General features: G+C 54.1%; 1 protein-coding gene. It reads right to left on the bottom strand.

Features of this window, described 5'->3' with window-relative positions:
• Window positions 1-281, bottom strand: a 281-nt coding sequence (locus EOS_RS42945) for an ABC transporter substrate-binding protein (protein WP_047898337.1), incomplete at both ends; no start/stop codon positions are given.

Here is a 281-nt window from a genome sequence, read left to right as displayed (position 1 = left end):
CGGTGGAAAATCATGCCAAAACGACCGTCGCGCTGACGAGCATAGATACTGCTCTCTTCTTCGCCAATCAGCGAGACATCTGCGCCAATCTGGCGCATATCAGCCTGAATGATTTCCGCCATCGATTTGCTTAACGCATCGGTGCCGATGAACGAAAGTTCAATGCGCAGCGGCTGACCATTTTTCTCGCGGATGTCTTTGCCCGCAGGCAGCGTCCAACCGGCTTTTTCCAGCAACGCTTTCGCTTTTTGCGGATCGTACTGGCTCGGTTTCAGGCCGAG

Origin of the sequence: Caballeronia mineralivorans PML1(12), from assembly GCF_001028175.1 — a bacterium.
In the GTDB taxonomy this organism is placed as follows: domain Bacteria; phylum Pseudomonadota; class Gammaproteobacteria; order Burkholderiales; family Burkholderiaceae; genus Caballeronia; species Caballeronia mineralivorans.
The sequence above is the reverse complement of the archived record's forward strand: the minus strand, read 5'-3'. Positions and strand labels throughout refer to the sequence as shown.